Consider the following 22,324-nt stretch of genomic DNA (forward strand, 5'->3'; position numbering starts at 1 on the left):
CCCCGATGGTCCATGCCCGCAGCCGGCAGTCCGCAGCCCAACCGCCCCAAGGCACCAAAGCCGGCAGCGACCAAACCGCTGCAGGTGATGCAGATTAATCGCCGTGAAGAGCAGGAGCAGCTCGCACGGGAGGCAACAGAAGCGCGAGCGGCAGCCGAGGCAGCGGCTGAAAAAGCAAGAATCCTGGAGGAGCGGGCTGGTCTGGCCATGCCGCCAAAGCCGGCCCAACAAGACGGAAGAACATCTCCCAGCACGGACGATGACGCCCGGTTCGACATGGGTGCCATGGAAGGCATGACCATGGCCGACTTGATGGGTGCGCCTGATCAGAAACCCAAGAAGGAGCAGCGAAATCAACCGCGCAGCGTCGATGATTTCGATTTCGATGAAGAAGCCTTCCTCGCCGCTCTGGACGAGAACGCTCCTGTGGGCACGACAGGGGAGGTGATCAAGGGCACGGTGATCGGTATCGAAAACGATGGTGTGTATGTCGATATCGGCGGTAAAGCTCCTGGCTACATGCCCAAGAGCGAGGCAGGCCTTGGCGTTGTGACCAACTTCCGGGAACGCTTCCCGAAAGGCCTGGAAGTCGAGGTTCTGGTGACCCGTGAGCAGAACGCTGATGGGATGGTCACGATCAGCTGCCGCGCCCTGGAGCTGCGCAAGAGCTGGGACCGGGTGAAGGAGATGGAGAAGCAGGGAAAAGTCGTTCAGGTCATTGTGAATGGCTTCAACCGCGGCGGTGTCACCTGCGATCTCGAAGGACTGCGCGGCTTTATCCCCCGCTCACAACTCCAGGACGGTGAAAACCATCAAGAGCTGGTGGGCAAGACCATGGGAGTGGCCTTCATCGAGGTCAATTCCGAGACACGCAAGCTGGTGCTATCCGAGAAACGTGCTGCCGTTGCTGAACGGTTCCAGGATTTGGAAGTGGGGCAATTGGTGGAAGGGCAGGTTGCAGCGGTCAAGCCCTATGGCCTGTTCATTGATCTCGGAGGCATCAGCGGTCTGTTGCATCAATCGGCGATCACCAATGGCAGCCTGCGGTCGATCCGTGAGGTCTTCGATCAGGGTGATCGGGTGTCGGCCCTGATCACAGAACTGGACCCGGGACGGGGACGCATCGGCCTCAACACAGCACTGCTGGAAGGCCCCCCCGGAGAGCTACTCATCGAAAAAGACAAAGTGATGGCTGAAGCAGCAGATCGCGCCAGCCGGGCACAAAGCGTTTTGAAGCAGCAGGAGCAATCCGCCGGATGAGCACTGCTGCCCTGACAGCCGCTGAGGACTGGGAACTTGACTTCTATTCCCGACCGATCCTGGAGGCCGATGGCCGAAAGCGCTGGGAACTTCTGATCACCTCCACCCCTGCGGTGAGCGGCGACACACCACCGTTTCGCTTCGCCAAGGTTTGTCCCTCCGGTGAGGTGAATTCACTGTGGTTAAGCCAAGCCCTCGCGGAAGCCAAGGAGGCGTCCGCCAGTGGGGGCTGGGGATCCCCCGTGCGCCTGCGTTGCTGGCGCAGTTCGATGCGAACGATGGTGCAACGGGCCGCCACCGAACAAGATCTGGAAGTGATTCCAAGTCGTCGCACCTTCGCTCTGCTCGATTGGCTCCAGCAGCGTGAAAGGGAGGTGTACCCACAGGATGAGGGGTTCATGGCAGGACCACTCGCACCCCCACCGGCCCCTGTTACGACACCACCGGTGCCCCTGCCGGAAGAAGTTCAAGGGGATGCCTGGAGCTGGGCAGCCTTGCCGGCAAGCCTGCTGCTAGAGGCATCGGAATGGCCGATGAGTTTCAACGGGCTTCTGCCGGTGCCCGATGGCATCGATCCCGATGCTTCCGTGCCGGGTTTACGCCTGTTCAGCCAGAGCCGCTCCCTCGCCATGGCGGGCTGGTTGGGGGGTCTTGAACCGGTGCGCATGGTCGTTGAAGACCGGCAGCTGGTGCTGGAAGCCGGTCAGGACGACCGCTGGCTTGTGAGTGACCTCGAATCGGGTGTTGCCACTGAAATCGCCGAAGCACTCATGACCTCACAACAGCAAGTGCGCGGCCTGCAATTCATCGCGATCCAGGCCAGCCCCGAGGAGCAGACCTTTGGGGGCTTCTGGATGCTGCGGGACATCCCGATGGCCTGATCGCAAGGCTGATGGACGACAGGCCTTTTGATCGACCAGACAGCAGCTTCAACACGTTGAAGAACTGGACCTGGATCGGTTGTTACGGGGGCTACTACCTCCAAAGCGATCTGCTGCATGAGCACGGCTTTGAACACGGCTTCTTCACCCGGCTCTGGCAGGGCCGCGGGCCCGACCAACTGGCGGGCTACATCAGCGCGGGCATCAGCGTCCATCGTCCCCAGCAGGTGCATAGCGGAATCGTTCTGAAGGCCAGCGAAGCTCGTCAGGATCCCTGGCCCGAGGCCGACGGCCTAGTGAGTGATCGCGGAGGCCAGAGCCTCTGGGTGTGCGGTGCGGACTGCACGCCGGTGCTGATCGCCGATCCCGGCACCGGGCATGCCGCTGCCTGTCATGCCGGCTGGCGTGGGGTGGCCGCTGGAATCCTGATGACGGCCCTCGATCAGCTTTTGGAGCTGGGAGCCCGTCGAGAGGATCTGGTCATTGCCCTGGGCCCTGCCGTCAGCGGCAAGCGCTATCAGGTGGGACAAGACGTGGTGGAGGCCATCACTGCCGCGATCCCAGGGGATGCTGATCTCCATGAGAGCGAAGCCCTCCTGCCGGATGAGCAGCCTGGAAGGCATCGCCTGGACATCCGCGCCGCTGCCAGGGTGCAACTTCAGAGCGCAGGAATCGTCGGCGAACGGATCGCCCACTGCCCGCTCTGCACCGTCAGTGAACCCGAGCTGTTCCATTCCTGGCGACGGGATCAGGTGAAAGCCGTGCAATGGAGCGGAATCGTGGCGCAAGCCCCAACCTGAGCCACGCCAATCACGGATCAAGGGCTAAGGCTGACGAATTTCCAACCAAAAGCCCTTTGAAGGAAGCATTTCAGCTTTCAAGATGTTCCAATCGATCCTTCGCCTCGTTTTGGCGAGTGCAGTCTCCCTAGCCCCCCTGATCGCATGTGCCGGTGCCGCTGATGCAAGCCGTCGGTGATGTCGGAAACCATCATGGTGAGCGAGGTCTGGCCAAATCCAAACCCCTGGCCGGAGAGATCATCGATGCGGCCTACGGCTACCAGTTCGGCCCCGTGGCCTTCAAGCCGACCTGGGCCAAGGGTGACGTCACCTTCCGCGACACCCGCAGTGGTGCTGTGTCGTATTTCGTCGGGGACGATCCCGCCTTTGGCGACTCCGGCTTTGCCATTGGTACCCCCGGGGCCATGCGGAGTCCCTGGGTGAAATGTGAGCCTGAAATTTTCGTGATTCAGAGCTTTGGAACCACCGCCAATGCCATGGGCTGGGTTCATCTGGAAGCGGCCGATGGCACCACCAGCAAGGTCGAAAAACCTTCGGCTACGTGCGAGATGACGAGGGAGCTCTACGCATCGTGGTGCATCACTCCTCCACACCCTTTGCAGGGTATTGATCGCCGAGTCGGGTGAGGGTCAACAGGACTGGCGGCCGGTCCCCAGGATTTCGATGGCTAGGGCCTCAGCGGCCCGAATGCCATCGATTCCTGCGGAAAGGATGCCGCCGGCGTACCCCGCCCCTTCACCCGCCGGCACGAGCCCCCTCACATTGAGCGATTCCAGCGCGTCATCCCTGGGTATGCGAACGGGCGATGACGTGCGGGTTTCGACGCCCGTCAGTACCGCATCGGGGTGGTCGTATCCCTTCAGCTTGCGAGCAAAGGCAGGCAACGCTTCCCGCAAGGCCTCAACGATGGAAACCGGCAGCAGATCGGTGAGGTCGGCCGGGTGCACACCCGGTTGATAGGACGCTGGGATGGCGCCAAGACGGGTTGACGGACGCTCAGCGAGGAAATCCTCCAGCCGCTGCGCCGGCGCGGCATAGCTTCTGCCCCCCAGTCGAAAGGCACGCTCTTCGAGCTCACGTTGAAGGGCAATCCCCGCCAACGGGTCCCCGGGGAAACGTTCAAACGGGGCAAGGTCGTCTGCCTCCAAGGCCACGACCAAACCACTGTTGGCGTTTCGTTCATTGCGGGAATGCTGGCTCATGCCGTTGGTCACGACCCTGCCCTCTTCCGAGGTCGCACCCACGACAAATCCACCGGGACACATGCAGAAGCTGTAAACGCAGCGTCCGTTCTCGGCATGGTGCACCAACTTGTACTCGGCGGCCCCGAGGCGAGGATGGCCCGCCGCCTCCCCCCATCGGGCTGCATCGATCAGGTGCTGCGGATGCTCAATCCGCACACCCACCGAAAACGGTTTGCGCTGCAGTTGCACGCCGATCTCTTCCAGCATTTCGAAGCAGTCCCGCGCCGAATGACCGGGAGCCAGCACCAGATAGCGGCACGGGATCTCCGTGCCATCCGCCAGCACCAATCCCTCAAGTTGATGCGGCTTGTCAGCGACGCTGGCACTGAGCTGGAGACGTGTCACGCGACTGTCGAACCGCACCTCGCCTCCCAGGGCTTCAATGCGAGCCCGTAGACCGCGCACCACGGTGGCGAGCTTGAAGGTGCCGATATGGGGCCGATGCAGCGTCAAGATCTCCTCGCTGGCACCACAGGCCACCAGTTCCTCCAGCACCTTGCGGCCGTAGTGCTCAGGATCACTCACCTGGCTGTAGAGCTTGCCGTCCGAGAAGGTGCCAGCGCCTCCCTCACCGAATTGGGCGTTGGATTCCGGGTTGAAGGTGCTGGTTCCCCGCCAGAAGCCGAAGGTCTGCAGGGTGCGCTGCTTCACCGACTGCCCCCGTTCCAGCAACAGCGGCCGGAAACCCATCTGCGCCAAGAGCAGGGCAGCGAAATAGCCGCAGGGGCCTGCTCCCACCACCACCGGCCGATCGACCGGATCCAACGGGAAGCCATCAGGGGCATTGCCGACAGACCGATAGCGGGTATCCGGCGCAAGACGAACCCGTCCTTTGTTGCCGATGCGCCGCAACAAGGCAGCTTCACCCCTCACCTGCACATCCACGCTGTAGATCAACTGAATCCGATCGCGGCGACGCGCATCGACACTGCGCTTCACCAGGGTCTGGCCTAGGAGTTGATCCGGCGGAATCCGCAGGCGCTTAAGCACCGCCTCCCTCAGGGCCTCCTCCCCGTGATCCAGGGGCAGCTTCAACTCACTCAGTCGCAGCATCTCGAGCTCGTATCCCCAGACCTCATTCGATCAGACCGGCAATGGCCTGACCTGACGGTGCCTGGCCGGCACGAAAGCGGGAATCACTGGCAACCGCCTGAAGACGCAGGCGCTCACCGCGGCGACGCTGATCGAAGGCCTCGCAAATCGGGACTGCCTCCTGATCGGGATCGAGCCAACCCATGGCATCGTTGGTTCCATCATCGGACAGCTGCAGCGGTGCTGCATCCGCTAAAGCCAACAGCCTCGCCGTATCGAAGCCGGCACCGGCGAGCAGCGAAGGAGCTGCGCCAGTGTGCTGCTGGAAGTTCTCTTGGAAGTCAGACCAGGCGTCCCCACGAGCTGGGTGCCGCAGGCCAAGCTGTTGCCAAGGAACCTCGGGAGCATCCTGCAGGCCTTCAGCCTCAGTGAGCCAAATCCAGTTCGGAGTTCGCGGTGCCCCACCGCCGAAGCGGCCCTGCTGCTGCTCAGCCCGCAGCTGTTGCGAGAGAGGACCATCGGGGGCATCAGCAACAACAACAGTGGGCACCCACGACCAGGCCATGTCGTCCTTGAACCGTTGCAGACGCCGGTCGTTGCTGGGATCCACCCGCTGAACCGGCTCGGCTTCGTAGCTCTCAACAATGCCGCCAGCGGCCTGGAACAGTTCGACAAAACCCTTGGAGCTTGTGGACTCCAGGGCTGACGGGGCCTCCACCACCATGGCCCGTCCCCAACCGGCCTCCATCGCCGCCGCCACCATCGCTTTCAGATCCTCCTGTTGGGAGGGAACCAGCGGCCAGAGCCGTTCACGGCCTTCGAGGCCACGCAAGGTGTCCAGAGACTGCCCCCGCTGAAAGGGCAACAGCACGGTGAGATCCCGCTCAACCGCCAAAGCAGCAAAGGTCCGCAAATCCGCAGACGGGGGTGCCACCAGCAGCTTGAGTTCGCTGGAAGGCATCAACTGCGCCTCAGGCGCCTCGCTGGAGTTCAACCCATGCCAGGCCACCGGGGGGAAAGACTCACCACAGGCCTCCACCGAAGACTGGCCGAGACGAAAGCCCTGCAAGAAATCCTGCCGCAATGCAGCATCGCGATGGCCCATCGGAAGCAGCACCGCCAGCAGTGGGCGATTGAGGCCACTGGCGACCATGGATTGGCATCCGATCAGCGTCGCCGCAACAACAGACCACGACAGCCAAGGCCAGCATCGCCACTCAGGCTTCGACATGGAATCGGAGGGAAGCAACCCGATTCCCGCAAGTTAGGGAGAGGGATCGGACTCGTCTGGTTTTGTCACAGAGGTCTCAGACCCGCCTCCCAACTGGGACAACCAACCGGCCAAGAGCAAGCCAACGCCGAGTCCGATGGCCAGGGGGCGATTTTCGGCGGCGGCTCCCTGACCCCACACGGCCGTTGCCAGAAAAGCACCGCCCAACAGAAGGCAAGGCACCAGCACAATGCCTCGGGCGACTCTGTTATCAGCCATCGACACCACAGCTGTTGACAGCCAAACCGGCGGCAATCAAGCCACTGCTGAGGTCACGCTCAGCACCAATTGGCGTCACCCGAGCCATGAGCTGACCCTCACTGGAACCGACCGGTCGGAGATTGACCCTGCGCCGGCGCGGCAGTTCTTTACGCAACCAGGCGGTCGCTTCGGCTTCGTGGCTCACATCAACGGATGTGCAGGCCAGGGAAACGGTGTAGGTGCGGTTGTGATCGCCGACCTGAAGCAGGGAGCTGCTGCGCACCTGAAGCACCTCAGCGGCCTGAACCGGAACTGCCCAAAGCAGCAGCAGCAATCCGGTTAAGACAAGTCGAATCAAGGGGTCGTGGCATTGAGAACCGGCATAGGGGCCGGGAGGCCCACCATTTCAGCATTGCTTTTGCCGGGGGGGACCATCGGATAACAGTTCTCACCGCGGCGCACGTGGATATCAATCAGCATCGGGCCGGGGGCCTTCAAAGCGGCCTCCAGGTCAACGCGCAAGGTCTCCCGCTCGCGGATGTGCACGCCGTCCACACCGAAGGAGCGGGCGAGGGCAACGAAGTCCGGCATGCCATTGAGCATGTCGGAAGCTGAATAGCGCTCGTCGTAAAAACTCTCCTGCCATTGGCGCACCATGCCCTGCCAATGGTTGTTGACGATCACCACCTTCACCGGGAGGCTGTAGGCCGCCAGTGTTCCCAGCTCCTGAATGTTCATCAGGATGCTGGCGTCACCGGCAATGCACACCACTTGACGATCGGGGCAAGCCACCTGGGCGCCCATTGCGGCCGGCATGCCGAAACCCATGGTGCCAAGACCGGCACTGCTGATCCAGCCGCGGGGACCATTGCGTAGGTACTGGGCGGCCCACATCTGGTGCTGCCCCACATCGGTCGTAACGATGGCATTCGGCGCAAGGTCCCGAACGGCAAGCAGAACCTCCTGGGGGAACAGGGCTCCCTCAGCGGGAGGAACGGTGAGGGGATAGGTCTGTTTCCACTCGGCAATGCGCGCAAGCCAAGGAGCGGTGCGTGGTTGCACCTGCTGTTGCAGGCTCAGCTCCACCAACCGCGCCACGCTCAGGCCCAGATCACCCAGCACCGCAACCTCAGGACGACGGGTCTTGCCGATCTCAGCCGGATCAATCTCAAAGTGGATCACCCGGGCCCGAGGGGCAAAGGTATCGAGCTTGCCGGTGACCCGATCATCAAAGCGGGCGCCGACGGCAATCAGTAGATCGCATTCGGTGACGGCGAAGTTGGCGTAGGCCGTACCGTGCATTCCGAGCATCCCTACGGATAAGGGGTCGTTCTCATCGAAGACACCCTTGCCCATCAAGGTGCTGGTTACGGGGATCTGGAAGCGCTCTGCGATGACGCGAAGGCTGTCGTGAGCACCAGCAGAGATTGCACCACCCCCCACGTACAGCAGGGGGCGCTCAGCCTCCGTGATCAGCTCAAGAGCTGACAGGATCGGCTCATCCCGCGGTGGCTGCGGCTTGCGAAAGCCCTGGGGAACAATCGACCCAGGCTCAACGGGCACATAGTCGAACATCTCCTGACCGACATCCTTCGGGACGTCGATCAGGACCGGACCCGGACGACCACTCGCTGCGATCAGAAAGGCCTGGGCAACGATGGACGCAAGATCGGCTGGATCCCGCACCACCCAGGAATGCTTCACGATCGGCAGGGTGATGCCAAAGATGTCGGTCTCCTGGAAGGCATCGGTGCCGATCGCCGGACGGGGCACCTGACCGGTGATCACCACCATGGGCACCGAGTCCATCTGGGCGGTGGCGATGCCAGTCACCAAGTTGGTGGCACCGGGACCGGATGTGCCAAAGCAAACGCCCACCTTGCCGGTGGCGCGGGCATAGGCATCGGCAGCATGGGTTCCAGCCTGCTCATGTCGCACCAGGATGTGCTTGACCCACCCCTCGCTCTCGGCGATATGGAGAGCGTCGTAAATGGGAAGAATCGCCCCGCCGGGGTAGCCGAAGATCGTGTCGACGCCGTGACGTCGCAGTGCATCCATAAGGGCTGTGGCCCCGGACATTCTCTGCCCACCGTTACCTGCCTGCTGCCCAGTGACGGCCGAGGACGCGGAGGTGAGAGTCACAGGGGCGACAGGTCAATGACCCTCAAGATTAAGGGCCGGAAGCGCCCCTGGCTCAATCAGAGCAATCCGAGGGCATGAAGCGGCCCTTGACCACTGATCAACTCGAGCAGAAAAGCCGAAAAACCAACCATGGCCAGACGGCCGTTCCAGACTTCCGAACTGTTGTTCCAACCCCATTCCCACTTCTCCTGGGGATACAGCTTCACCTTGGTGGGCAGTTCCGCCGCCGCATCCAGACTCACTTCAGGACCCTGCAGGCTGCTGCTCACCAAATCAGCAAGACCTTCAATGAAGGGGGTATAGGTATCGAGAGCCCGCACGCGGCGGAAATTCACCACACCAGCTTCAGTGGCCAACTCCCGGTATTCGATATCGATTTCCTCGAGCGTCTCGATGTGCTCGCTAACGAAGCTGATCGGCACCACCACGAGATCATTGGTCTTGGCTTCGCCTAATTCTTCAAGCGCCTCTTCCGTGTAGGGCTTCAGCCATTCCACCGGGCCCACACGGCTTTGATAGGCCAGGGTGAAGGGGTTGTCGTGGCCCATCTGAACGGACAGTTCCTTCATGATCAAACCCGTGCAGGCTTCGATCTCTTTTTGGTAGGGGTCGCCAGCCTCTTCGACGTAGCTCTTCGGCACACCGTGAGCACTGAAGAACACATGGGCTTTGCTGGGATCATCGCTATTGCGGACTTCTTCAGCGATCAGCTCGGCCATGGCTTTCACATAGCCCGGGTGATCGAACCAACTGCGGATGCAGCGAATCGGCAGCTTCTCAAAGGAGGGATCTGCCTGACGCAGCCGCTGCAGCTCACGGAAACTGGAGCCACTCGTGCTGATCGAGAAGTGGGGATAGAGGGGGAGCACCACCACCTCATCCATGCCGTCTGCCTTGATGTCCGCTACAGCGGATTCCGTGAACGGGTGCCAGTAGCGCATGGCCACATAGCTGGTGGCATCGATACCGCGCTGCCGCAACATGCTCTGAAGCTCTCGGGCCTGCTGCTCTGTGATCCGGCGCAGCGGTGATCCGCCACCGATGGAGCGATAGGCCTCCTGCGACTTGCCACTGCGCAGGGTGCTGATCAACCAGGCCAGTGGCTTCTGCAGCGCCGGGCTAGGCAGCCGAATGATCTCCGGATCGGCGAACAGGTTGTAGAGGAAAGGCCCAACATCCTGGATACGCTCCGGGCCACCCAAGTTCAACAGGACGACACCGACGCGAGACATACCGAGCAGAACGGTTTTAGGGGGTTGAGCGTAGCGGCCATCGACGCGATCCTTGACGTCGACGACACATTTATGGAGCTCAAAAGTGCGCTGGAGACCGCCAATGCGCAGCTGGCGGAACGGGGGTCACGACTGCGCATCGAACAGCGGGGTCGACGGCTGAACCTGCGCGGGGCTCTGCCTCTACGCGGGGATCCGAACCGCAGCAGCTTGCAACGGATCAGTCTGGGGCTGACGGCAGATCCAGCCGGGCTGAATCAAGCCCTCAGCACCGCAGCCCTAGTGCAACTGCAATTGGAGCAGCGCAGTTTTGATTGGACGCTCTGGTCGGCCCCAACGTCAAGCAAAGCCAAGAGCCAATCCATTGGAATTCAGGCCGCACTCAAGAGCTTCGAAACAGCATTTTTTACCGACCCGCGTCGACGTCGCTCCCCAGCGAGCAGCCGCACCACCTGGACAAGCGCCTATCTGCCCTACCTGCGGCGCCTGGCCCATCAGAGCGGTAATCAGCAGCTGGAGCCAGCGCTACTGATGCAGACGTTGACCAGCTACGACGACGGCAGCCGCAGCCGCCAGCAGTGCGCCACGGCCCTGGCGGCCCTTGCCCGGCATCTGGAGCTGCCCTTACCGGAGGACTGGCGCCAGGAGGCCGGCGGCTATGGCCTGCACCGGGCCCGCTTCCGCCAACTGCCCACCGACCCACAGATCCTGGAGGCCGCAGGCCGCATTCCCAATCCCCAGTGGCGCCTGGCCTATGCCTTGATGGCCACCTACGGCCTGCGCAACCACGAGGTGTTCTTCTGCGATTACTCCTCCCTGGCACCGGGTGGCGATCAAGTGTTGCGGGTGCTGCCGACCACCAAAACCGGTGAACACCAGAGTTGGCCATTCCACCCCGACTGGGTCGAACGCTTCGGCCTAGGGGAGCTAGCGGAGAACCCGGCCGCCCTGCCGGCGATCCAGACCGATCTTCGTCGCACCACCCTGCAGCAGGTGGGACGGCGGGTGAGTGAACAGTTCCGCCGCTATGACCTGCCGATTACGCCCTACGACCTGCGCCATGCCTGGGCCGTGCGCACCATCCATGTCGGCCTACCGGACACCGTCGCCGCCAGGATGATGGGCCACTCGGTGGCGATCCACACCCGCACCTATCACCACTGGATCACCCGGCGTGACCAGCAGCAGGCGGTGGATGCAGCCCTGGCCCGTCAACCGGCCTGACCACACACCTGACTGAATTAAGACGATGACGTCGTTTCTAAGGCCACTGGCCTACCGCTACCGCTGGATCTACGACGCGGTAACGGCGGTGTCATCCCTGAGTGTGGGAGGGGTGGACCGCCTGCGGGCTCTAGGGCTTGATGCCTTGCAAGCCCAGCTCAAGCCAGGAGCCGCAGTGCTTGATCTCTGCTGCGGCAGCGGCGAAGCAGCAGCCCCTTGGCTGGCGGCAGGCTATGCGGTGACCGGCCTGGATATCTCTCCTCGCGCCCTGGATCTCGCTGCCCAACGGCACCCAGGCCTACGGAGAGTGGAGGGGCTGGCCGAAGATCCGCCGCTGGCCGATGGCAGCTTCAACGCGATCCAGATGAGCGTGGCCCTGCACGAATTTCCCCGCAGCGATCGGGAGCAGGTGCTGCGCAGTGCCCTGCGGCTGCTGAAACCCGGCGGCTGGTTGGTGGTGGTGGATCTGCACCCGGCTGGGCCCTGGCTGAAGCTCCCCCAACAACTGTTTTGCGCCCTGTTTGAAACCGACACCGCTACCGCCATGCTGGAAGACGACCTCCCCGCTCAACTGGAGCAACTCGGGTTCAGCGGAGTGACCCAGGAGCTGCTGGCGGGACGGGCCCTGCAGCGCATCACCGCCACTCGCCCTCGATAACCCCAACACAACCCTCCTTCCATGAGCAATCACGACCTCGACCAATCCGCCGCGGAACTGGGCATGGGGGGCAAACTCGCCCCCGAAGCGGATGACGCCGGCTATCGCAAACGGATGGAACGGCGCCAGCAGGTGCAGAAGCAACGGGTGGAGGAACGCAACAAGGAAAAAGGCTTGGTGCTGGTGTTCACCGGCCAGGGCAAGGGCAAAACCACCGCGGGCCTGGGGCTGGTGCTGCGCACCTTGGGCCATGGGGAACGGGTGGCAATTGTTCAGTTCATCAAGGGGGGCTGGGAGCCCGGCGAGGCGCGGGCGCTGAAAAGCTTCGGAGAACAGGTGAGCTGGCATGCCCTCGGGGAGGGCTTCACCTGGGAGACCCAGGACCGGGAGCGGGACCAACAGTTGGTGGAGGCGGCTTGGCAGACAGCCCTCGGCTATCTCCGCGATGCCAGCGTGAAACTGGTGCTGCTTGATGAGCTGAATGTGGCCCTGAAGCTCGGCTACATCGAGGCCGACTCAGTGATTGCAGGATTGAACGAACGACCGGAGCTCACCCACGTGGCGGTGACCGGCCGTGGAGCACCGGCAGCACTGGTGGAGCGAGCCGATCTAGTGACCGAGATGACCCTGGTGCACCACCCCTTCCGCGAGCAGGGGGTGAAGGCCCAGGCGGGCATCGAGTTTTGAAGGGTTGATCAGCTCGCCTCAGGCCGCTTCAGCAGCCTCGAGATCGTCCTGCAGACAACGGGTGGCCGCGATGAGCACGGAGAGTCCACTCACCAACAGGGCGCGATGCACAACAGGTTCCCGCCAGCAGTCGGGATCATGACTGGCTCGTTCCAGAGCCGAGAGGGTGAGACGGGCCATCACACCGCTCTGGGTGGCATCGGTCTCTGGCATCAAGCGGCCGCGGTTCACCCATCCAAGCGGCGATCTGAGGCATGTGCCAGTGCTTGCTACTGTCAGAAGGATCTGGACCGTTGATGACCTACACACGCGTCCTGCTGAAACTCAGCGGCGAAGCTCTGATGGGATCTCAGGGCTACGGAATTGACCCCGCCATTGTTCAGTCCATCGCTTCCGACGTTGCCAAGGTGGTTGCCAATGGCACTCAGTTGGCCATTGTCGTGGGCGGTGGCAATATTTTCCGCGGGCTCAAGGGTTCTGCAGCAGGCATGGAACGGGCCACAGCCGACTATGTCGGCATGTTGGCCACGGTGATGAATGCCATCACCCTCCAAGACGGCCTGGAGAGAGCCGGCGTGCCCACCAGGGTGCAGACCGCCATCGCCATGCAGGAAGTGGCGGAGCCCTACATCCGCCGTAAAGCCATCCGGCACCTGGAAAAAAACCGGGTGGTGGTGTTCGGCGCGGGTTGCGGCAATCCTTTCTTCACCACCGACACCACCGCCGCCCTCAGGGCTGCTGAGATCAACGCCGATGTGGTGTTCAAAGCCACCAAAGTGGATGGGGTCTACGACAAAGACCCTGCCAAACATGCCGATGCCGTTAAACACGAGCACCTCAACTATCAGGATGTGCTTAGCGGTGAACTGGGCGTCATGGACAGCACAGCCATCGCCCTCTGCAAAGACAACAACATCCCGATTGTTGTTTTCAACCTGTTCGAACCTGGCAACATCGGCAGAGCCGTGGCCGGGGAACCGATCGGGTCCCGCATCGGCGCTCCCGCCTAACAACGCACCCCCCAGCACGCACGCCTCCACCCCCAGCAACCATGTCGACCCAGGACCTCGAAGCCAGCATGCGCAAGTCGTTGGAGGCCACCCAGCGCAACTTCAACACCATCCGCACCGGCCGGGCCAATTCCTCGCTTCTGGATCGAATCAGCGTGGAGTATTACGGCGCCGAAACACCGCTGAAATCGCTAGCCACCCTATCGACACCGGATTCACAGACGATCCAGATACAACCGTTCGACATCAGCGCCCTCGCCTCGATCGAGAAAGCGATCGCCATGAGTGAACTTGGCTTCACTCCCAACAACGACGGCAAAATCATCCGCATCAACGTGCCGCCCCTCACCGAGGAGCGCCGCAAGGAGTTCTGCAAGCTGGCGTCCAAGTACGCCGAGGAAGGCAAGGTTGCCCTGCGCAATCTGCGCCGCGACGCGATCGACAAGATCAAGAAGCAGGAAAAGGAGGGTGATTTCTCGGAAGACCAGAGCCGCGATGAGCAAGACAGCGTTCAGAAAACGCTCGACAAGTTCATCAGCGAACTTGAGAAGCACCTGGCCACCAAGGAAGCCGACATCCTCAAGGTGTGAGCAACGGAGTGGATCGGACCCGCGATGTTCTGATCATCGGGTCCGGTGCAGCCGGTGGTGCCGCAGCGGCCCATCTAGCGGCAGCCGGTCACGACGTACTCGTGCTGGAACGCGATGCTGAGCCTCGGATCAAGCCCTGCGGCGGAGGCATGGCCGCTTCGGTGCAGCAGTGGTTCCCGTTTTCCCTGGAGCCGGCGGTGGAGCAGGTGATCCGCCGCGTTGACTTCAGTTGGTGTCTGAAAGATCCGGTGGTGGCCGAGTTGCCGGGGGATGCGCCGTTCTGGATCGTGCGCCGCGAAAGGCTGGATCAACTACTCGCGGATCAGGCCATTCAGGCTGGGGCTGAACGCCTTACAGGCGTTGAGGTCAATGACATCCGTCGTCATGGAGACGTCTGGCACATAACGGCAACCAATGGTCGCCGTTGGAACGCTCGGGCCGTGGTGATCGCCGATGGTTCGGGATCACCCTGGCCGCAACGGCTTGGTCTTGGCGCAAAACAGCCCCAGATGGCCACCACCATGTCGGTGCGGTTGGAAGGGCAAGGCAACCTGGCCGATGGCACCACCCGCTTTGAATTCGGCCTGGTGAAGCAGGGCTTTGCCTGGGCATTCCCAATTGCCGGTGGCGTGAACATTGGCGTGGGCAGCTTCATCGGCAGGCAGGACGCTGACCCAGAGCAGGTGCTGGCTCAGTTGCTGCCGGATCTGGGCTTCGCTGCCGATGCTGGCATTCGTCATCGCGGCCAACTGCGGGTGTGGAACGGCCATCACCGTCTGGACGGCAACGGCATTGTTGTGGTGGGCGATGCGGCATCCCTTTGCGATCCCTTTCTGGCCGAGGGGTTACGGCCTGCCCTGATGAGTGGCTGCGAGGCGGCTCGACATCTCAACCGATGGCTCAAAGACGAGAGTCAGGATCTGCGGAGCTACAGCCGCGCCATGCGAGAACGCTGGGGGGAATCGATGGCCTGGGGTCGGCGTATTGCTCAGGTGTTTTATCGCTTTCCTGGTGTGGGATATCAGCTGGGGATCAAACGGCCCACCGCACCCCAACGGATTGCACAAATTCTCTCCGGGGAGATGGGCTATGGCGACATCGCCCAACGGGTGATCAAGCGGCTGCTGCTGCAGCGCAATTAAAGACCGAGGCTGAGCTGCTGGCTGTCGTTGTCTGGCTGCTGTCGTTGGCGCCTGCGGCGAGCCGTTGTTGGCTTTAAGCCAGCCTTACGCGAGCCATGCTTGCGCTGAATCGCATCGGCATGCCGATCGAAACCGGCCGATCGACGAATCTCCCAGATGCGATCTTTGGCGTCCTGCATTGATGAGGTCACGTCAACGATCGGTGCGGGCATACCGCCGCCGAGCATCCACGGCTCATGGATATGAATCGCGGGCACATCCTTGAGTTCAGGACACCACTGACGGATGAACACCCCCTGGGGATCGTGGTCCATGCCCTGCTTGATCGGGTTGTAGATCCGAATCGTGTTGATTGAAGTGCTGCCCGACTGCATCTGGCACTGGCTCCAATGGATTCCCGGTTCGTAATCAACAAACTGGCGGGCAAGGTGCAGGCCACTATCCCGCCAGGGCAGCCAGAGGTTGTAGCTCGCGAATGACATCAACATCGCCCGCATACGGAAGTTGATCCAGCCATGGGCCCGCAAGGCGCGCATGCAGGCATCCACAAAGGGGACGCCGGTGCGGCCTTCACTCCAGGCCGACAAGCGCTCGGCATCCGACTCGCGAATGCCCCGCATGAACGGATGGAAGTCGCTGAATTCAATCGCCGGCTGATCCTCCAGCTTCTGGATGAAGTGGCAGTGCCAATGCAGACGTGATTCAAAACTGCTGACGCCCCGGCCGCTTTGGTGGCGACTGGTCTGCAGCACCTCCCTCATCGAGAGGCAACCCCAGGTGAGGTAAGCCGACAGACGCGAACAACCGGTGAAGGCGGTGTTGGGGCTCGACATCTCCCGTTGATAACGCGGGGCACGGTGCTGCAGAAAATCACTCATCTCCCCCAGGCCGACCGACCGACCGCCGGTCTGCCGATGCGGACACCGATCCGACGGCAGGGCTGAGCAGGGGCGCTTTGGGATCACGCCGGGATCAATACCCTCCAGCACTTGCAATGCAGCTGGCGCTGGCGTGATGGGATCCGCCATTTGGGCCTCCCAGCGCTTGGCCCAGCCGTTGCGGCTGCGCATCCGGCGCGTCACCCCAAACTGCGGGATTTCCGTCCAGGCGATGCCGTGCTGACGGGCCCAGGCCCCCACACGTTTGTCGCGCTGAAAGGTCCAGCCGTTACCGGTTTCCTCATGGCTCCACAGCCCATCGATGCCGAACTGGCGCCGGGCCCGCTCCAGCACCTGCACCACATCGCCTGCCCGCACCACCAATGGCTGCCCCAGATCAGCCAGAGCCTGGCGCAACTCCAGCAAAGCCTCCCGGCAAAACAACCATTGCCGCTCGGAGGCATCGGGCTGCCGCCACAACTCCGGCTCAAATACATACAGCGGCAGCACCGACCCGCGTTCAGCGGCAGCCCGCAAGGGCCGGTGATCAAGCGTGCGCAGATCACGCTTGAACCAAACGATCTGCAGCGCTGCCATTCACAGCCCGACAAGAGCTCAGGTTCTAGTGGATCCGGCGTTCAATCCAGCGCCAATTCCATGACCTCCCCGAAGCGGGTTTTCACCGTGTTGCGGAAACCGACCACATCCAGGCGGCGCGTCAGCAATGCAGCGCAAAGGAAACAAACCATCTGGAGGGCAAACACCCCGCCATAGGCAGCGAACAAATCACCATCGCTCCAGGCTTGGAACAAGCTGAGCAGACCGCCTCCACTAATGATGGCGAGGCCGCAGGAATAGGCATAGCCCGCACCCCAGATTCCGAGGAGCAAGCCCGTGCGGCCTGGCTGCACAAAACTGAACATCAGGGTGAGGCAGGCATTCATGCACACCCCCAGCGATAGACCAAACAGGGCAACCCCTACGCGCAACAGGGGGATCGACTGCTCAGCCCCGGCCCACAACATCAGCATCAAAGCCAGTGCAGCCAGCACCGCACCCACCCGGGCGGTGCTGATGTTGCCGACGCGCTCAATCAACCAGAACCCACTGAGCCCCAAGCCACCGAAGAAGCCCAGGGCGATCAACACATTCAGCGATGTGGTGGCGCAGACACTCATGCCAAAGACGGCGGCGCCGTAGGGCTCCAGCACCGCATCGTTGAGGAACATGCTGAAGGTGAACAGGCACAGCACCCCAAGGAAACGACCGGCCTGGGGGATGGACCGCAGTTTCAAGAGCAATTGGGGCAAGGCCAACCGCTGGGGAACATCGGGGGGGGCCGCCCCCACAGGCGCCATCAAGCCTGTGGTGCGGCGTTCCACGCCGAACACCGACGCCACCCCCAGCCCCAGCAGCACCAACGGCGTCACCAACGACAAACGCTGAAGTCCGGCCAGAACAGCAGTGCGGCTGGCATCGGCCGCACAGGCATTGCCGAACACCTGATTCACCAGAACACTGCCCAGCAACACCCCCAGAAGGCGCATCCCCCACACCACCGACAGCACCCGCGGCCGCTCGGCTTCCGTGGTGCGATCAGCGATCAAGGCCGAAAACGCTGTTCCACCAGCGGCAATGGCCGTGCCAATCGCCACAAACACGAGGATCAACAGGCCAATCAGCAGCCCATTGAGCTCACCGCCAGAAGCATCCATGCTGGTAGCCAACCGCAGCACCAGCTGGCAGGCCACACCGAACAACAGGGCAATCGCCAACGAGCTGATGACGATGAAAGGCGTACGCCGCAGCCGGCTGGGGGGGATCCGATCAGAGCGATGGCCGAACCAGGCGCGGGTGAACCCCATCAACTGCTGCCCCCCGACAGCCAAGGCCGCCAGCACCGCCGGCAACTGGATGTCTTGAATCAGGAGACGGTTCAGCAGGCCAAGGATCAGGACACCAAGAATCCCAAGACTGAGCTGGAACAAGCCCAGTTGCAGAGCCAGACGCAGGGGATGGCTTTACAACGAGCCATACAAAAACTTGCAGGATTATGCCCTTTTCGCATAAAAAGCGACCCGGAGCTCATCCCTCGGCCAACTTGATGTCTCGCAAGCGGGCATCGATCGACGCGAGAAGCTGCACCGCAAACATCGGTGTCTCCTGAACCGCAAACAGAAACTTGTCGCGATTCATGGCAATCAGCCGGCAATCACTGGTGGCCGTGGCTGTGCTCAGACGCTCATGGTCCTCCATCACGAGGGCACCTGCGCCAAAAACATGGCCAACAGGGATGTCTTCATGCCCTTCATGGCCTGTCGAATCGATCCAGGTGAGACGCACGGATCCTTCCAGTAACCCATACATGCAGGTTCCGGTTTCCCCCGTGCGAAACAGAATCTGCCCCTGCTTCAGATGGATCACTTCGGCCTTGCTTGCCAAAGCGCGCATGGTGTCGAGCGCATGCATGGGAATGAATCGTTGACCGAAAAATCAAACGTGAATGAAAGGAGAAGCGAGGCTCGCTTCTCCTCAGCAACAGATCAGACGACGGACTCAGACGGAGGTCAGTGCCAGAGCAGCGCCAAAGCCTTGGCGAACGTCTTCCTGGGAGATCAAACCATCATGATCCTTATCCAGCGCATCGAAGATGGCATCACTACCAAGCCATTCATCGCGGGTAATCGACCCATCACCGTTCATGTCGTTAAGCATGAAGATCTCTGAGACAGCGTGGCGGAAGGCGGAGCCACCCTCCAGTTCCGCAAGACGATGGGCCAGCTGATGCTCCAGGGTTTCAATCGCCTTACTGAAACCTTTGATGCCCTCAGTGAGTTTGTCGGTGGCCATCCGGTCGTCATGCATCAACGCATCGAACTTGGCGCGATCAACGTGGATCTTGTCCTCACCCCCGCTGGAATGGGCCGCATCCAACTTCTGGGTTAGGGCTGCATCACTTTCGCGGAGCTGATCCAGCAACTTGGGTGAAATCGTGAGCAGATCACAACCGGCCAGCTCCGTGATCTCATCGATGTTGCGGAAGCTCGCCCCCATCACCTCCGTGCTGTAGCCGTGGGTCTTGTAGTAGTTAAAAATCCGAGTCACAGAAATCACCCCGGGATCTTCCGGCCCGGGGTAAGAATCGCGCCCGGTTTCAGCCTTATACCAATCCAGGATGCGCCCGACGAAAGGGGAAATCAGGGTGACGCCAGCTTCAGCGCAGGCCACCGCCTGACCGAAGCCAAACAGCAAGGTGAGATTGCAGTGAATCCCCTCTTTTTCGAGCACCTCGGCAGCTTTGATGCCTTCCCATGTGGAGGCGATTTTGATCAAAACGCGATCGTTGCTGATGCCGGCATCGTTGTACAAACGAATCAACTTGCGCCCTTTTTCAATCGTGGCGTCGGTATCGAAACTCAAGCGAGCATCCACCTCCGTTGACACACGACGGGGAACGATCTTGAGAATCTCCTTACCGAAGATCACACTGATTTCGTCCAGGGCTTCCCGCACCACGTCTTCCACCGGTGCATCGCTGCCCATCAGCTTGCGCGATGACCGCAGAGCCTCATCAATCAGGCTCTGATAGGCCGGAATCTGGGCGGCCGCAAGAATTAATGACGGGTTGGTGGTGGCATCCCGAGGGGTGAACTTACGGATCGCCTCCAGATCACCCGTGTCGGCAACGACCACGGTCATTTGTGAAAGCTGATCGAGCAGGCTGGCCATGATGTACGACGGCTCTTTACCCGTAACGTAGCGACGCTTTTTGATGCGTCAGCTGTTCAAAAGCTTGTTCAATTCAGCAGGTTTTGAGGGTGCAATGCGCTCCACAACCAGCAGGGCCTCAATGATTTGTTTGGCGACGGGAATGGCCACGGTGGATCCGTAAGCATTTTCACCTTGGGGCTCATCCACCACCACAAACACCACGTAACGGGGATCCTCAATCGGCAAGGTCGCCACGAAACTGCAGATTTTCGCGCCGGGAAGGTAAATCCCATTCAGGGCTTTTTGGGCCGTTCCCGTTTTGCCGCCGATCCGGTATCCCGGTGTTTTCACACCCTTGCCGCTGCCCTGCTCCACAACAGATTCCATCCACTGGAGCACCGTGCGGGTGACCTCTGGCTTCAGCAGCTGCTGACCGCTGGGTGCCGCCGCGGGAGCCAAAGCATCACCCGAGCGGAAGCCACGCGTGATGTGGGGGCTGATCAACTTGCCGCCATTCGCCAGCATCGCGTGGAGCTGCACCAGTTTGAGCGGTGTGAGTGAAAAACCCTGGCCAAATGCCGTCGTTGCCGGCTCAATCGGCTGACTGGTGAACTGCTCTTTGCTCTTGAGTTGGCCGGCCACCGCACCAGGGAGGTCGGTATCTGGACGCTGATCGATGCCGAGACGCTGCATCCAGTTCCAGTAGGCGTCATCGTTAAGACGGCGCATGGCCTGGACCATGCCGACATTGCTCGACACCTGCAGCACGGTGGCGAAATCCACGAGCCCATTGGCACGCTTGTCGTGGTTAAAAATCGGCCAACCACCAATGGTGAGCTGGCCAACGTCATTCACCCGATCCGTCGGCTGGATGGCGCCGTCCTGGAGCGCCAAAGCCAGATTGATCGGCTTGAACGTTGATCCCGGCTCATAGAGATCCTGAACGGACCATTCCCGAAAACGCCCGGTGGGGAAATCCCAGTACCGGTTGGGGTCATACGTGGGTGTCGATGCCAGCACCAACAGCTCACCATTGGTGGCATCCATCACGATCGCGGCGCCCTTTTGCGCTTTCCACTTAGCGACCTGCTCAGCCAGGGCGGTCAGAGCCACCTGCTGGAGCCTGGAGTCCAGCGTCAACTGCAAACGCAAATCGTCGCCGTAAAAGGCACCCGGGGCGAGATTGGCCGGCAACGGGGTGCCATCGGCTCCTCGACGGAGATATCGGGTCTGCTCATGGCGGGCAAGATCACCATCACGGCTCTGCTCAAGGCCTGCTTGAGGTTGCCGCTCCGCATTGAGAAAACCGACCACATTGGCGAACAACGATGCCTGGGGATAAACCCGCTGGGGATAGGGCTCCAAATCCAGGCCACTGATGCCGAGAGCACCGATGCGATCAGCTGTCTCAGGATCAAGCTCTTCGGCAAGTTTGATCCCCGACGCCTGAGTTCCCATCGCTTCAAGTAGCTCGGACGCGGGTCGGGCTAACGGATCAGCCAACACCGCTGCAACATCCTCAACAGGGCGGACAGCATTGGGGGCATCTCCAGGCATGTTGAAGTAACGGGGATGGGCCCAAAGCCGAAATCGCTTTTCATCCATGGCGACCAGGCGGCCGGTGCGATCGACGATCGGGCGCCGCTGCCCCAGAGGCTGGGTGCGCTGCGTCTGCAGTTGACGGGCACGCTGCTCCAAGGCTGGAGCTTGCACCAACTGCAGCCATGCCATGCGACCGATCAGGCCCAGCAGCCCTGCCGCCAAAATCCAGAAAATGATCAACAACCGCTTCGGCGGAACCTGCGTCAGAGGAACGACCCGTGCGCGGGAACGTCGCGAACGAACAGGTCGACGCCCTGACGACCGCGTCATCAGTACCCCGACCTAATGGGCTGATCTCCCAGCTCCTGAAACGAAACCATCGGAGAGGGAGTGGTCGGCTGGAGCGAATGCGAAGCGGGTCGATCGAGATGAACCAAGTTGGCCACCTGGGTGGGCACAAGGCTGTTCGGTTGTTGGGAACGTTGCAGCAGATGCTGTTCCATGACAGCAGTTGATTCCGTCAATCGATGCGCCTGGGTGTGTGTCGCCTCCAGAAGGCGGTAAGCCAGGGTCCAGCGATGCTGCCAGTGCAACGTCAGTCCCGCCAGAACAGCAACTGCCGCGATCAAGCCCAGCAGAGTGCCGTCCATCAAGCGATGGAGTCCCCCAAGGAGAGGGGATCGTCGTGCAATCCGTCCAGAGGACAGTGAACCTTGGATCAGCTCAAAAGCTGTGGTCGATGCACGCTGTTCCGGAGCGGCAACCACCGGGATCACAGGCGAATAGGCCAGTGAACCACCTGTGGAAAGGCGGGGCAAGG

General features: G+C 61.5%; 23 protein-coding genes. 10 read left to right on the forward strand and 13 right to left on the reverse strand.

Annotation, left to right across the window (positions count from 1 at the left end; genetic code table 11):
* Positions 1–12 precede the first annotated feature (12 nt).
* The 4 genes from NCN06_RS03800 (at position 13) to NCN06_RS03815 (ending at position 3,567) form a co-directional block, all read left to right on the forward strand.
* Complete coding sequence (locus NCN06_RS03800) at positions 13–1,260, forward strand: S1 RNA-binding domain-containing protein (protein WP_226398808.1); 1,248 nt, start codon at positions 13–15, stop codon at positions 1,258–1,260.
* Positions 1,257–2,141, forward strand: a complete 885-nt coding sequence (locus tag NCN06_RS03805) for a Tab2/Atab2 family RNA-binding protein (protein ID WP_226398807.1) — start codon at positions 1,257–1,259, stop codon at positions 2,139–2,141. Before NCN06_RS03800 ends, NCN06_RS03805 begins: the two co-directional genes overlap by 4 nt.
* An 11-nt stretch (positions 2,142–2,152) precedes the next feature.
* Positions 2,153–2,941, forward strand: coding sequence for a peptidoglycan editing factor PgeF (gene pgeF, locus NCN06_RS03810; protein ID WP_226398806.1), 789 nt, complete (start codon positions 2,153–2,155; stop codon positions 2,939–2,941).
* 161 nt (positions 2,942–3,102) lie between these two features.
* On the forward strand, positions 3,103–3,567 hold the full coding sequence (locus NCN06_RS03815; protein WP_502988825.1) for a metal-independent carbonic anhydrase family protein: 465 nt from the start codon (positions 3,103–3,105) through the stop codon (positions 3,565–3,567).
* A gap of 3 nt (positions 3,568–3,570) precedes the next feature.
* Here the strand turns inward: NCN06_RS03815 and NCN06_RS03820 are convergent, their stop codons facing one another.
* From NCN06_RS03820 to hemH, 6 genes are read right to left on the reverse strand one after another with little or no spacing between them, the layout of a single operon-like run.
* Positions 3,571–5,238 carry an NAD(P)/FAD-dependent oxidoreductase gene (locus tag NCN06_RS03820; RefSeq protein ID WP_226398804.1) on the reverse strand — a complete coding sequence of 556 codons (1,668 nt, stop codon included), beginning with the start codon at positions 5,236–5,238 and terminating at the stop codon, positions 3,571–3,573.
* 22 nt (positions 5,239–5,260) lie between these two features.
* Positions 5,261–6,448, reverse strand: a complete 1,188-nt coding sequence (locus tag NCN06_RS03825) for an amino acid ABC transporter substrate-binding protein (protein ID WP_250398690.1) — start codon at positions 6,446–6,448, stop codon at positions 5,261–5,263.
* A 33-nt stretch (positions 6,449–6,481) separates the two neighbouring features.
* Complete coding sequence (locus tag NCN06_RS03830; RefSeq protein ID WP_115095142.1) at positions 6,482–6,706, reverse strand: GIVxVP protein; 225 nt, start codon at positions 6,704–6,706, stop codon at positions 6,482–6,484.
* Complete coding sequence (locus tag NCN06_RS03835) at positions 6,699–7,046, reverse strand: nuclease (protein WP_166016885.1); 348 nt, start codon at positions 7,044–7,046, stop codon at positions 6,699–6,701. The genes NCN06_RS03830 and NCN06_RS03835 overlap by 8 nt, the downstream gene beginning before the upstream one ends.
* Positions 7,043–8,830, reverse strand: a complete 1,788-nt coding sequence (gene ilvB / locus NCN06_RS03840; protein WP_250398691.1) for a biosynthetic-type acetolactate synthase large subunit — start codon at positions 8,828–8,830, stop codon at positions 7,043–7,045. Before ilvB ends, NCN06_RS03835 begins: the two co-directional genes overlap by 4 nt.
* Positions 8,831–8,886: 56 nt before the next feature.
* Positions 8,887–10,062 (reverse strand): ferrochelatase, encoded by a 1,176-nt coding sequence (gene hemH / locus NCN06_RS03845; RefSeq protein WP_226398801.1) that lies wholly within the window; start codon positions 10,060–10,062, stop codon positions 8,887–8,889.
* Between the two features lie 72 nt (positions 10,063–10,134).
* Between hemH and NCN06_RS03850 the strand changes: the two genes are divergently transcribed.
* From NCN06_RS03850 to cobO, 3 genes are read left to right on the forward strand one after another with little or no spacing between them, the layout of a single operon-like run.
* On the forward strand, positions 10,135–11,286 hold the full coding sequence (locus NCN06_RS03850) for a site-specific integrase (protein WP_226423015.1): 1,152 nt from the start codon (positions 10,135–10,137) through the stop codon (positions 11,284–11,286).
* Positions 11,287–11,311: 25 nt separating this feature from the next.
* Positions 11,312–11,944 (forward strand): class I SAM-dependent methyltransferase, encoded by a 633-nt coding sequence (locus NCN06_RS03855; RefSeq protein ID WP_226422965.1) that lies wholly within the window; start codon positions 11,312–11,314, stop codon positions 11,942–11,944.
* Positions 11,945–11,965: 21 nt separating this feature from the next.
* Positions 11,966–12,631, forward strand: coding sequence for a cob(I)yrinic acid a,c-diamide adenosyltransferase (gene cobO / locus NCN06_RS03860; protein WP_115023938.1), 666 nt, complete (start codon positions 11,966–11,968; stop codon positions 12,629–12,631).
* Between the two features lie 18 nt (positions 12,632–12,649).
* Here cobO and NCN06_RS03865 read toward each other — a convergent pair whose 3' ends face one another.
* Positions 12,650–12,844: a hypothetical protein gene (locus NCN06_RS03865; RefSeq protein ID WP_115023940.1), complete on the reverse strand. Its 195-nt coding sequence runs from the start codon at positions 12,842–12,844 to the stop codon at positions 12,650–12,652.
* 83 nt (positions 12,845–12,927) lie between these two features.
* On the opposite strand from NCN06_RS03865, the gene pyrH reads away from it, so the two are divergent.
* The 3 genes from pyrH to NCN06_RS03880 are packed head-to-tail and all read left to right on the forward strand — an operon-like array spanning position 12,928 to position 15,373.
* A complete protein-coding gene (gene pyrH, locus NCN06_RS03870) occupies positions 12,928–13,641 on the forward strand; it encodes a UMP kinase (RefSeq protein WP_115023942.1) in 714 nt (237 codons plus the stop codon).
* A gap of 41 nt (positions 13,642–13,682) precedes the next feature.
* Complete coding sequence (gene frr, locus NCN06_RS03875; protein WP_226398799.1) at positions 13,683–14,231, forward strand: ribosome recycling factor; 549 nt, start codon at positions 13,683–13,685, stop codon at positions 14,229–14,231.
* An 8-nt stretch (positions 14,232–14,239) separates the two neighbouring features.
* Complete coding sequence (locus NCN06_RS03880; RefSeq protein WP_250398692.1) at positions 14,240–15,373, forward strand: NAD(P)/FAD-dependent oxidoreductase; 1,134 nt, start codon at positions 14,240–14,242, stop codon at positions 15,371–15,373.
* Here the strand turns inward: NCN06_RS03880 and NCN06_RS03885 are convergent.
* The 6 genes from NCN06_RS03885 to NCN06_RS03910 all read right to left on the reverse strand — a co-directional run bounded on the left by NCN06_RS03885 (position 15,370) and on the right by NCN06_RS03910 (position 22,322).
* Positions 15,370–16,848, reverse strand: coding sequence for an FAD-binding domain-containing protein (locus tag NCN06_RS03885; protein WP_226398797.1), 1,479 nt, complete (start codon positions 16,846–16,848; stop codon positions 15,370–15,372). The genes NCN06_RS03880 and NCN06_RS03885 overlap by 4 nt on opposite strands.
* A gap of 41 nt (positions 16,849–16,889) precedes the next feature.
* On the reverse strand, positions 16,890–18,239 hold the full coding sequence (locus NCN06_RS03890) for an MFS transporter (RefSeq protein ID WP_250398693.1): 1,350 nt from the start codon (positions 18,237–18,239) through the stop codon (positions 16,890–16,892).
* Between the two features lie 97 nt (positions 18,240–18,336).
* Positions 18,337–18,720, reverse strand: a complete 384-nt coding sequence (locus tag NCN06_RS03895; protein ID WP_226398795.1) for a Crp/Fnr family transcriptional regulator — start codon at positions 18,718–18,720, stop codon at positions 18,337–18,339.
* Between the two features lie 87 nt (positions 18,721–18,807).
* Complete coding sequence (locus tag NCN06_RS03900; RefSeq protein ID WP_226398794.1) at positions 18,808–19,980, reverse strand: transaldolase; 1,173 nt, start codon at positions 19,978–19,980, stop codon at positions 18,808–18,810.
* Positions 19,981–20,028: 48 nt separating this feature from the next.
* Complete coding sequence (locus tag NCN06_RS03905; RefSeq protein ID WP_226398793.1) at positions 20,029–21,834, reverse strand: peptidoglycan D,D-transpeptidase FtsI family protein; 1,806 nt, start codon at positions 21,832–21,834, stop codon at positions 20,029–20,031.
* A complete protein-coding gene (locus NCN06_RS03910) occupies positions 21,834–22,322 on the reverse strand; it encodes a hypothetical protein (protein WP_255614171.1) in 489 nt (162 codons plus the stop codon). Before NCN06_RS03910 ends, NCN06_RS03905 begins: the two co-directional genes overlap by 1 nt.
* Positions 22,323–22,324: the final 2 nt, after the last annotated feature.

Source organism: Synechococcus sp. MU1648 (genome assembly GCF_023630615.1).
In the GTDB taxonomy this organism is placed as follows: Bacteria; Cyanobacteriota; Cyanobacteriia; order PCC-6307; family Cyanobiaceae; genus Parasynechococcus.

Excerpts from the sequence above, each read along its gene's own strand:
- cobO (WP_115023938.1), top strand. The coding sequence starts at position 11,966 with ATGAGCAATCACGACCTCGACCAATCCGCCGCGGAACTGGGCATGGGG.
- NCN06_RS03805 (WP_226398807.1), top strand. The coding sequence starts at position 1,257 with ATGAGCACTGCTGCCCTGACAGCCGCTGAGGACTGGGAACTTGACTTC.
- frr (WP_226398799.1), top strand. The coding sequence starts at position 13,683 with ATGTCGACCCAGGACCTCGAAGCCAGCATGCGCAAGTCGTTGGAGGCC.
- NCN06_RS03815 (WP_502988825.1), top strand. The coding sequence starts at position 3,103 with ATGCAAGCCGTCGGTGATGTCGGAAACCATCATGGTGAGCGAGGTCTG.
- NCN06_RS03825 (WP_250398690.1), bottom strand. The coding sequence starts at position 6,448 with ATGTCGAAGCCTGAGTGGCGATGCTGGCCTTGGCTGTCGTGGTCTGTT.
- NCN06_RS03895 (WP_226398795.1), bottom strand. The coding sequence starts at position 18,720 with ATGCATGCGCTCGACACCATGCGCGCTTTGGCAAGCAAGGCCGAAGTG.
- NCN06_RS03830 (WP_115095142.1), bottom strand. The coding sequence starts at position 6,706 with ATGGCTGATAACAGAGTCGCCCGAGGCATTGTGCTGGTGCCTTGCCTT.
- hemH (WP_226398801.1), bottom strand. The coding sequence starts at position 10,062 with ATGTCTCGCGTCGGTGTCGTCCTGTTGAACTTGGGTGGCCCGGAGCGT.
- NCN06_RS03885 (WP_226398797.1), bottom strand. The coding sequence starts at position 16,848 with ATGGCAGCGCTGCAGATCGTTTGGTTCAAGCGTGATCTGCGCACGCTT.
- NCN06_RS03820 (WP_226398804.1), bottom strand. The coding sequence starts at position 5,238 with ATGCTGCGACTGAGTGAGTTGAAGCTGCCCCTGGATCACGGGGAGGAG.
- NCN06_RS03800 (WP_226398808.1), top strand. The coding sequence starts at position 13 with ATGCCCGCAGCCGGCAGTCCGCAGCCCAACCGCCCCAAGGCACCAAAG.
- NCN06_RS03855 (WP_226422965.1), top strand. The coding sequence starts at position 11,312 with ATGACGTCGTTTCTAAGGCCACTGGCCTACCGCTACCGCTGGATCTAC.
- pyrH (WP_115023942.1), top strand. The coding sequence starts at position 12,928 with ATGACCTACACACGCGTCCTGCTGAAACTCAGCGGCGAAGCTCTGATG.
- NCN06_RS03900 (WP_226398794.1), bottom strand. The coding sequence starts at position 19,980 with ATGGCCAGCCTGCTCGATCAGCTTTCACAAATGACCGTGGTCGTTGCC.
- NCN06_RS03850 (WP_226423015.1), top strand. The coding sequence starts at position 10,135 with ATGGAGCTCAAAAGTGCGCTGGAGACCGCCAATGCGCAGCTGGCGGAA.
- NCN06_RS03905 (WP_226398793.1), bottom strand. The coding sequence starts at position 21,834 with ATGACGCGGTCGTCAGGGCGTCGACCTGTTCGTTCGCGACGTTCCCGC.
- NCN06_RS03865 (WP_115023940.1), bottom strand. The coding sequence starts at position 12,844 with ATGCCAGAGACCGATGCCACCCAGAGCGGTGTGATGGCCCGTCTCACC.
- pgeF (WP_226398806.1), top strand. The coding sequence starts at position 2,153 with ATGGACGACAGGCCTTTTGATCGACCAGACAGCAGCTTCAACACGTTG.